This window comes from Streptomyces beijiangensis, assembly GCF_017315755.1.
Lineage (GTDB): Bacteria > Actinomycetota > Actinomycetes > Streptomycetales > Streptomycetaceae > Streptomyces > Streptomyces beijiangensis.
The window spans coordinates 1-220 of record NZ_JAFLRJ010001221.1 but is presented as its reverse complement, the minus strand read 5'-3'; the positions used below and the strand labels follow the sequence as shown (position 1 = coordinate 220).

Here is a 220-nt window from a genome sequence, read left to right as displayed (position 1 = left end):
AGCGCAGGCAGACCACGCTCATCCCGTGGCGTCGCGCCATCATCCGCGCGGTCAGCTCGTCGGCCTGCTTGGAGAGGCCGTACGCATCCTCCACCTGGGCCGGCATGGCCTCGTCGACCGGTACGTACGCAGGGTGCGGGTCCTCGACGGACGTCCAGGGCAGGCCTGTCACGCCCCACGAACTGGCCAGGGCGACATGCCGGACCCCCGCCCGCCCGGC

The 220-nt window shown here is 72.7% G+C and carries 1 pseudogene; it reads right to left on the bottom strand.

The features are described from left to right. A pseudogene (locus tag J0695_RS41250) lies at nucleotides 1-220 on the bottom strand (NAD-dependent epimerase/dehydratase family protein); the annotation flags it as partial.